Source organism: Embleya sp. AB8 (assembly GCF_049739465.1).
GTDB lineage: Bacteria > Actinomycetota > Actinomycetes > Streptomycetales > Streptomycetaceae > Embleya.
This window is the reverse complement of sequence record NZ_JBMHHY010000061.1, coordinates 1-8,258: the sequence shown is the minus strand read 5'-3', so window position 1 is coordinate 8,258 and position 8,258 is coordinate 1. Positions and strand designations below refer to the sequence as shown.

The 8,258-nt window shown below is 71.1% G+C and carries 7 protein-coding genes and 1 pseudogene; 5 read left to right on the top strand and 3 right to left on the bottom strand.

Features of this window, described 5'->3' with window-relative positions:
- Positions 1–85: 85 nt before the first annotated feature.
- Entirely contained in the window at positions 86–376 is a 291-nt protein-coding gene (locus ABIA38_RS44935) for a hypothetical protein (protein WP_424644846.1), read from the bottom strand.
- A gap of 653 nt (positions 377–1,029) precedes the next feature.
- Between ABIA38_RS44935 and ABIA38_RS44930 the strand changes: the two genes are divergently transcribed.
- Positions 1,030–1,245, top strand: coding sequence for a cold-shock protein (locus ABIA38_RS44930; RefSeq protein WP_424644845.1), 216 nt, complete (start codon positions 1,030–1,032; stop codon positions 1,243–1,245).
- A gap of 1,353 nt (positions 1,246–2,598) precedes the next feature.
- On the opposite strand, the gene ABIA38_RS44925 is transcribed toward ABIA38_RS44930, so the two are convergent.
- Positions 2,599–3,948, bottom strand: coding sequence for a DUF2716 domain-containing protein (locus ABIA38_RS44925; protein WP_424644844.1), 1,350 nt, complete (start codon positions 3,946–3,948; stop codon positions 2,599–2,601).
- A gap of 1,070 nt (positions 3,949–5,018) precedes the next feature.
- Positions 5,019–5,555: a hypothetical protein gene (locus ABIA38_RS44920; RefSeq protein WP_424644843.1), complete on the bottom strand. Its 537-nt coding sequence runs from the start codon at positions 5,553–5,555 to the stop codon at positions 5,019–5,021.
- Between the two features lie 34 nt (positions 5,556–5,589).
- Between ABIA38_RS44920 and ABIA38_RS44915 the strand changes: the two genes are divergently transcribed.
- The 4 genes and pseudogenes from ABIA38_RS44915 to ABIA38_RS44900 form a co-directional block, all read left to right on the top strand.
- Complete coding sequence (locus ABIA38_RS44915) at positions 5,590–5,991, top strand: hypothetical protein (protein WP_424644842.1); 402 nt, start codon at positions 5,590–5,592, stop codon at positions 5,989–5,991.
- Between the two features lie 176 nt (positions 5,992–6,167).
- Positions 6,168–6,383 (top strand): hypothetical protein, encoded by a 216-nt coding sequence (locus ABIA38_RS44910; RefSeq protein WP_424644841.1) that lies wholly within the window; start codon positions 6,168–6,170, stop codon positions 6,381–6,383.
- Between the two features lie 372 nt (positions 6,384–6,755).
- On the top strand, positions 6,756–7,232 hold the full coding sequence (locus ABIA38_RS44905; RefSeq protein WP_424644840.1) for a hypothetical protein: 477 nt from the start codon (positions 6,756–6,758) through the stop codon (positions 7,230–7,232).
- 424 nt (positions 7,233–7,656) lie between these two features.
- Positions 7,657–8,258, top strand: a pseudogene (locus ABIA38_RS44900) (hypothetical protein); the annotation flags it as partial.

Below are 8,258 nucleotides of genomic sequence, written 5' to 3'. Positions count from 1 at the left end.
AGGCTTCTTCTTCCCCATGCTCTCCATGATGGACATCCTCCCCAAGGGACCGCAGCCCCTCAGCCAGGGTGTCCGTCAAAACGGATCAAGCCCAGGTACGGCAGGAAGCCGGCGGGGATGCCTCGTCCGGCTTCCGATCACGGCCGGCCCGGCGTTTCGTGCTCCCACCGAAGCCGTCGAGAGCACCCGCCTTGTCGATGTCGATGTCGATGTCGATCCGGATCCGCCCGGCGCCGTCCCGGTGCGCGTCGTGGACGACGCCATCCACGACGGCGCCGTCGACCACCACGACCAGGTCCTCCTCGTCGTTCCCGATCCACGGCACGCCGTCCACGACGACCACCGCACGCAGCGCCTCCCGCTGCGCCGCGTTCAACCGCGCCCACCCCACGCCCCACGCCCCACGCCCCACGCCCCACGCTCGACGCCCGACGCCCGACCCGGCGTCCGATCGCGACACTGCGATGCACCGTCCCGGGCCCGGAGACACCCACCTCCCGCACCGCCGCCACCCTCGCCCACCCCGACAGCGCCCACCGCCGCGCCCACGCGTGCGACACCCGCCGCTGCGGCCGTGCGTGTCCCGTCTCGGATGATCTGGCCCCAATACCCGGCGGTGATCAGCGACGACCGGATCGACCGAGACGCCGAGAGGCGGCAAATCCCGGTCCGTCCGGTTCGCCGGAGGCGTTCGCAGTGCGGCATCGGGCGAACGTTCGGCCGGATGATGTCCTGGCGCAGTCCATCCGGCGGGCAGAGGGCTGCTGACCTGCCGAGGTGCCACGTCGTTTGGGAACATCGCCCCCGGCGTTCTCAAACGACATGGCTCTCGCGGAGGTCTGCTGCCGGTTCAACGACGACGGTGCGGACCTGCGGCGAGGCCCGGCCTTCCGTTGCCGTAGCCGCACTCCCTCGCATACTCGGTCGCGGCGCCTTCCTACGGCGAATTATGCTCACTCGCGTGCGTCGCAGGCCCTTCACGGGGGACCTACCCTCGTTTTGCCCGACGTCGTGCCAGGGGGTGCGTCCATGATCACGGCGACCGTGCGCGAGTGGTACGAGGAAGAAGGCTGGGGAGTGCTCGACTCGGCTGAAACGCCCGGGGGTTGCTTCGCGCATTTCAGCGATATCGAGATGGCCGGCTTCCGCACTCTCGACCCGGGTCGGCAGGTCCGGCTCGAATGGGAGGCCCCCGGTTTCCGGCAGGACGGCTACGACTTTCGCGCCCGCCGGGTGGTTCCCTGACACCTCGGCCGTCGGTGGTCGCAACTGTCCTGTCGCGGTTCATCGCCGCGGAAACCGAGGGTGACAGATGCAGTGAGAACGAGGCCGGCACAGTGAGATCGAACCCCACGACCGAATGCAAAACCTCCGCTCCGGCCGCGTGCCACCGAGAATCCGACACATCGCCTGAGACTGCGTGAGAATCAGCCGGCTTCACCGCGACAGGACGGATGACCTGCGTATCTCACGTGATCCGGTCCGTCGCGGGCGGATCGGACCGGATCACGTGAGATCGGGACCAGGTCCAGCGAGACGGGACAGTGCGGCCGGCTTCGCCCACCCCACCGCCCGACTGTGTCGAAGCATGCCGGTTGTCACCAACGACGGTTGCCGACCTGCCGCTTCGCGTTGACGAGGCAAGATGGTTGTCACCGGATCGGCGCGCTTCTTGCCGCCGATGCGCGGTGAGGCAGGGTGGTTGTCACCGGTCGCGGATTCCCACCGAGCGCTCGAGCTGTACGGGAGTTCCACCTGTGCGGCACCCTGCTGCGCACCGACGATCCTGGTGACGACAGGCCCGTCTTGGTGACAACCGGCGCGCTCGGGCACAGCCCGGTTCGCGGGAGTGGATAGGAATTCGGGTCGAATGTTGTGAGGAATTCCGTGTCGGGTTTTTGGTCCGGTGTCGGTCCGGATCGGGGGCTGGTGGTCGCGGTCGTCGGTGTGGCGGGGGTGTGGTGTGGCTGCCGTCGTGGTGTCGTGTTCGCTTCGGCTGTCTCCGGCCGGTCTTCGTGGATGTGGTGCGATGCCGGGGGCATGCCTGATTGGACCCATGTCGTGCGTGGAGAGCTCGAGGTTCCGCCGGGGACGCTCGGGGGATTCGTGCCGCGTTGCCGCAGGTTCGGCGGGCGGCGTTCGACGAGGAGATGTACGCGACCCCGTCGGAGCACCCGGCGCGTCGCGCGGTCCCCGGGGTGGGCGTTGCCGCCGCAGGCGCACGAGGAGTCCGAGGAGGACCCGGTGCGGATCGGGGCCGGCGACTACACGGGGATGACGGACGGTCTGGGCGATCCGGTCGAGCCATCCGAGAGGAAGGGACCGTGAGTTACCGCGTCCGGTACGCGAACGCGGCGGAGGCCGCCCTGGCGAAGCTGTCGGATTCCCGCGCACGCGAGATCGTCTCCGCCGCCGACGCCACGATCGGTCGTGATCCCCACGGGCACGGTTCGTCGGCCATTGGGGGAACCGAGCCGGGTTGCGGATCCGGAGGACCAGGTGCTCCATCCGGTTTTCCGGTGGCCTCATCGCCGAGGTTCGTGTCGAGAGCGGGCGGCATCGTCCGGTGCGTTTGGTGCGGCTGCGCCCGCCGGGTGTCTACTCGGGCCCGAACGTCCAGATGTTGCCGACGTTGCGGCCCCCGCGGCGAAGGACGGTGCCCAGCAGTGCAGTGAGCCGGCTTTCGACTTCCGCCGGCAGCCCGTCGCCGAAGACGCAGAGCGAGTCCTCCCACGGGTGTCCGAATGTGCCCAGGCGAACGTCGCGGGTGACGTAGAGGTGGTAGTCCCCGTCGGGATAGGCGCTGCCGGGCCGGCGTGGCCGGCCGGGCCCCCCGACTCGGTGCGGGTCGAAGCGGTAGCCCTGGTGCTGCCAATCGAGCGCATAGACGACTTCACCAGGGCTGGTGCAGGCGCGCAGGCCGCGCTTGATGACGGCCTGGAGCTCCTCGAGCGTGCTGTCGTCGGGGTCGTCCGTAATGGCCGCCAGGTGCCAGGTGATCGACTCGGGTGGCTCCACGACGCCGGGGAAGACGGAGATGCCGGGCTTGAAGGTGAAACGTTCCTCGAACCGATCCCGGACATCGTCGTGCTCGGGGTCGTCGAACAACATTCTGACCGGCCGATCCCGTGCCGGGGTCGTGGGCGGCGCCCCGTGGTAGGACCGGACCGACGTGAGCCCAAGGAACCCTGCGTCAAGCAGTTCCCGCCGGAGCGCGCCGTCGGCTTCGGCGACGATGAAGCGGATGTCCGGTGGCTGCCAGCCGAGGTAGCGCGAGGGGCCGTTCTTGGCCCACGACGCCCACATCGACAAAAACTCCGCGTGCGGGCCGGTCATCCCGCCGAGGGCAACGAACTCTGTCCCGTCCACGAACTCGGCCCAGCCCGCGCTCACGACGCGGCCGTCACGTTCGAGCAGGGGTATGTTCACTTCCCGGTGCAGCAGACGTCCGTCGGCCTCCACCTCGGTGAAGGGTCGCCGATGGGGCCCGGTCAGGGCAGCCAGGTCACGAATCTGTTCGCGCGCGAGACGCTCCCCATGACCACGACCAAGGTGCCGCAGCTTGTGCCCTGATCGAGCGGGAACGGGATCGGGCAGGTCGGGGACGCCGATCACCAGGACGGAGCGTTCCCAGCCAGGAGTGAAGCCCGCCTCTCGCAGTTCGCGGATCAGTTGCGGCGCGCCGGCATCGTGGGAGTAGATCTTCCATTCGACCGGCTCGTGGCGCTGTGCGAAGGCGCACTGCTGCCGACGGATCAGGTCGGCGAAGTCGACGCCGGTGAACTCGCGGTGGTCGACGGTTCCGTGCGTGCCGTAGTGCGTGCGGACGACGGGGCCGTCCTGATCGACCACCGAGCCGATCGGCGCGAGTCGCGGGGGAATCCGCCCGCGCAACTGCGCATCATGCAGGTGCAGCAGCTCTTGAATGCCCTTGGACGCCGCGTCCACCCCCTCGTTGGTCGGCCTCACCCTAGTCCGGCCGTCTCCGGTTGTCAGCGCCGTGGGAAGCTCCCGAACGGATGCCGCGCACCCGGTCCCGGCCACCACCCAAGAACGCCCGGAAACAGGCGACCATCGACGCCATCGACAAGCAACTCCGAGGCCACGCGGAAGCCCGGGGCGTGCGCCGGCGTCCTGGTGCCGGCCCGGGAACATCAGGGTACGCACGCCCTTCGCGAGCGCGTCGATGGCGGGGGTACGCACCGTGACGAACCGGGAGTGATAGGCGAGGCGTTCCTCCGGACCCCGCGGCTCGGCGTCGGGCACGGGAGGGACGACGAAGTCCCGCCGGCCCTCCCGCGATGTGGCGCAGCAGTACACCTGCCGGCGCCGCGGCAGCAGCAACACGCCGGAGCAACCGCGGTGGAAGCCGGCCCGCAACGAGCCCACCCGGTTCCGTGAACCGCACCCGGCGATCACCGAGTCGATCGCCGACGACGGCAACCACGACCTGCTCGCCACCCGAGGACCGACCGCAGGTGATCACCGCGTCACATCAAGATCGGCATCCTCGAGACGACCTCATCCTCCGTCCACGGGTTTTCCCAACGGAACCGAACGGGAGCACGCCGCCGACCGGCCACGGTCGTGTGCAATGGCGGGGGCGGTACCGCCGGGATCGAGGAGAATTCGGGGGCCGGGACTCCGCCGACACCGACCCCGACCCGGCCGCCCGACCCGCGGCGAAGGGCTGCGTCAACGCCGACCCCGCCCCGGTCTCGCCTGCGCCGCGCGGCCCGGCGATGCCCACCTCACCGACCCGACCCATGCCTACGCCATGCCCCGGCCGGCACCGGGCGTACCGGCCCACACGGTCGCCTATGCTCCGGCCGCCGAGGTCGAGCCGAACCGGCTGGGCCCGGATCGGCTGCGTGCGTTCGAGCGGGGCATGGCCGTACTCGCCCGTGACCCGTACGGGTCCGCTCCCGCTCCCGCGCGCCCCGGCTACGAGGACTGTCGTGACGCCCCCGTCGCCGACGTGGTCATCCGCTACGAGATCTCCAAGGCCGTGCTGCGCGTCACCGTTGTTTGGGCCACCCCCAGCCCTTTCCGGGGGGTTCGCTTGGCGAAACGACCGTCGGATTCGCCGCCGCGGCCAGGGTGAGCGTCCACCGATCCGGCGCCGCCCGCTGCGCCGGAACCTCGGCGGCCGGCTCGACGCCCAGCCCGGCCAACGCCGCCCGGTGCGCCGGTGTCAGCCCGGCCCCGGGGCGCTGTTGCCGCGCCGGCCAGGCGCCGACGTCCTCGCCGCCGACGGAGTGGCCGGGCGCCAACTCGGCGAGGGTGCCGCCGCTTTCGAGGTGTAGGCGCACGACCGCGAGCATCCGCTGCCACGCCGGCGGCCACCGCCGCGCCGGGTCGGTGTGGCCGGCGGGGTTCCAGCCGGGGTCGATCGCGTCCAGTCGCGGCCGGCGCCGTGCCCACCGGTCGGTGTTCGTGCGTGTCTCCAGCGGCTTGCGGGCGTTGGCGAGGAACTCCCCTACGGGTGGTGGCTGTTGACGGCGGCGGCCTTCGGCGCGGCCGGGTGCCCGTGCACCCCGCGATACGCCGGGCACATCTCCAGAGCGTTCTCGAACGCCGTGTCCTCGGTTGCGTCTCGACGCCGGGCGCGAGGAGCGGTGTTTCGACCTGTGGTGCGGCCTCGCCGGGCACCGGTGCCTCGCCACCCTGGTCGCCTTCTCCGCCGCGATGCCGCAGGTTGCCGTCGACGAGGCGATCGGGGTGTTCGACCTGGTGATGGGCGACCTGATCCGCTTCTGCGTCACCAAGCAGAACAAGAAACGCCCACGGGCGGCCAATGACCCGGACGCCGCCGCGCCGGGACTGCGGACCACCTCCGCCTCGTACATCGCGGAGTTCTCCTCACGGATCCGGCTCCGCATGGTGGTGCCGCGGTCCGCGACTCGTCCCCGACGAGGGAGTCGAGCCCCTCGCACCGCCCGTACCCGTTCGCGCCGAACCCGGGCCGTGGCGGGGCCGTTCGGGTGTTGACGTTCACCCGTCGGGCCGACGCCGGCCCGATCGCTCTGGCGTCCGGTGTCCGGTCCTGCTGGTTTCGGGGACGACCACATGCCCGCCCCGCCGCCGAGTCCCCCGCGAGGCCACACGACCGGAACCGGCCACCCGTGGCCGAGACCTCGCGCGGCCCCGTCCCGGAGGGAACCATCGTGAACACTCGACGACCCGCGTCCCGCATCGGCGCGCGCACCATCGTCCCGGGCGTCGCCGCCGTGCTGATCACCGGCCTGCCGGCCGCCGCCCAGGCCGCACCCACATCTCGCGCGGCGACGACGATCACCTGCAACGCGATGGAGGCGGACCTGCCCGACGCCTTCGGGCGGGACTGCGACAGCGGCCAGTGGGGCCCGTCTCGGACTTCGTGATCCGCGACCGCGGCACCGGCCAGGCGTACAAGTGCGTCACGGGCCGGGCCGAAGGCGGTCTGTGGGTCCGCGGCCAGGACTGCAAGAAGGCCTGACGACGACCGGCCACCCACCACGCGGCGGCGGGTCGGCCCACCCCACGGGAGCCGGCCCGGCCCGCCGGACGGGCGCCTGCACCGGTCCGGCGACGTGAACCTGACGCCGGTTCCGGCGCGGTCGCCACAGTGACCTCCCCCGGGCGCGCCGCGGTGGTACCGGCACGAGCGACCCCCCGACCGGCTCGACGCCCCCTGGACGCCGAGGCCGACGCCCCCGTGTCCTGAGGCGTCATCGCCGCTGTTGCGTGGCCCCGGTTCGTGCAACGATCCCTACGTGAACGAGGCGGGCGCCTGGATTTCCGGGACGGTGGACGACGAGGTGACAGGTCGCGGAAGCCTGCGAGCGCTGCTGAGCGGGACCGGCCTCGCAATTCCGGACGGACGGCGGCAGGTGATCGTGCCCGTCGTGTGCCGGTACTGCGCCCATGACGAGTTCGAGGTGGCCGCAGGCGAGTGCCACTGCGTCGGCTGTTGCCTGCCGATCGGCATCGAGGACGGCGAGGTGTACTCCGGTACACCCGTATGGAAGCTCCTGTCGGCCGACGTTTCGCCTCCGGAGTCGGGAGCCGTCGTTCGGAAGCCGTCGTCCGAATGCTGCCCCGCCGGGCACGGCGTGTTCCTCGTGGGCGTCGCGTACGCATTCGCTGCACACGGTGGTGTCGGCAGCGTGTCGGTAGGCCTCGAATGCCCGGAGGACGGGATGTTGTGCCTGCACGTCGACGACGCGCGTGTGGTGTCAACGAAAGCCTGAACTCACGAAATACGGGCCGGAGCCAACCCCGCGCGGTTCCGACCGCACCTGTGCGAAGTCGTGGACCACGTGCGGGGGACGGGGGCGGTCGGCATTGTGAGTGTGTGGTGTGGTGTGGGCGGGGTTGGTGACAGCGCTTCCGGTTTGTGGTTTCCCCTTGCTGAGCTGGGCTTTGTCCGACTGACCGCGGGGATCTCGGCTGTCACGGGATGACTAAACGGCTGTCGTGGCCTGCCCGACAGCGGCTGGCACATGCGTGGCCTGGCTGTCGTGGGGATGCACATTCCTGTGTCGGCCGGTTCGAGGGCGGGGTGTGCTTGCGCCCATGAGCGCGAAGTCGTCTCCACCGCCGGTGTCTTCGGCCTCGGGCGGGCCCCGCGCGCCGCCGCCTCCGTCCGCTGCTGCCGCGCAAGCGTCGTCACCCGTGTCCGTGTCACAAGACCGGGCCCTGACACGCCGGTTGGTGGTATCCCGTCTCGCGCTGGACGAGGCCGGGACGGTGGAGACGGTCCACGTGCGGATCGCCGCGGCCGCGGCCGGGGTGGCGCCGCGCACCATCTGGCGCTGGCTGGCGATCGCCCGCGAGTCGGGGCGGGTGGAACCACAGCGGAGACGGGGCGGATTCGCGTTCACGGACGAGTTGTGGTCCCGACTGTCGGATGTGGGCGCGAACGTGAAGGCCCTGCACCGCTGGATGCAGGAACACACAGACGAGGTGCTGCCGATACTGGGCACGCATACCCTGCCATCGTCGACGATGCGGCATCACGCGGTCCACCGCGAGCAACGCGCGGGCCGTGTCCTGGAGATCTCCCGGCCCGCGCACGCCCGACGCGATCCGGACCGCTACGACCGCGCCCTGGCCGAACCGGCGCTGCCGGGCACGGTCGACGAGGCCTGCCGGACCGCCGGCGAGCACACCCCGGCCACGGCCGGAACCGACCCCGCCGCGACCCGGCCGTCGCCGTCCGCCGGCGACGCCCGCCTGTACGCACCCGGCGCGCACCCGGTGTCGACACGCCAACT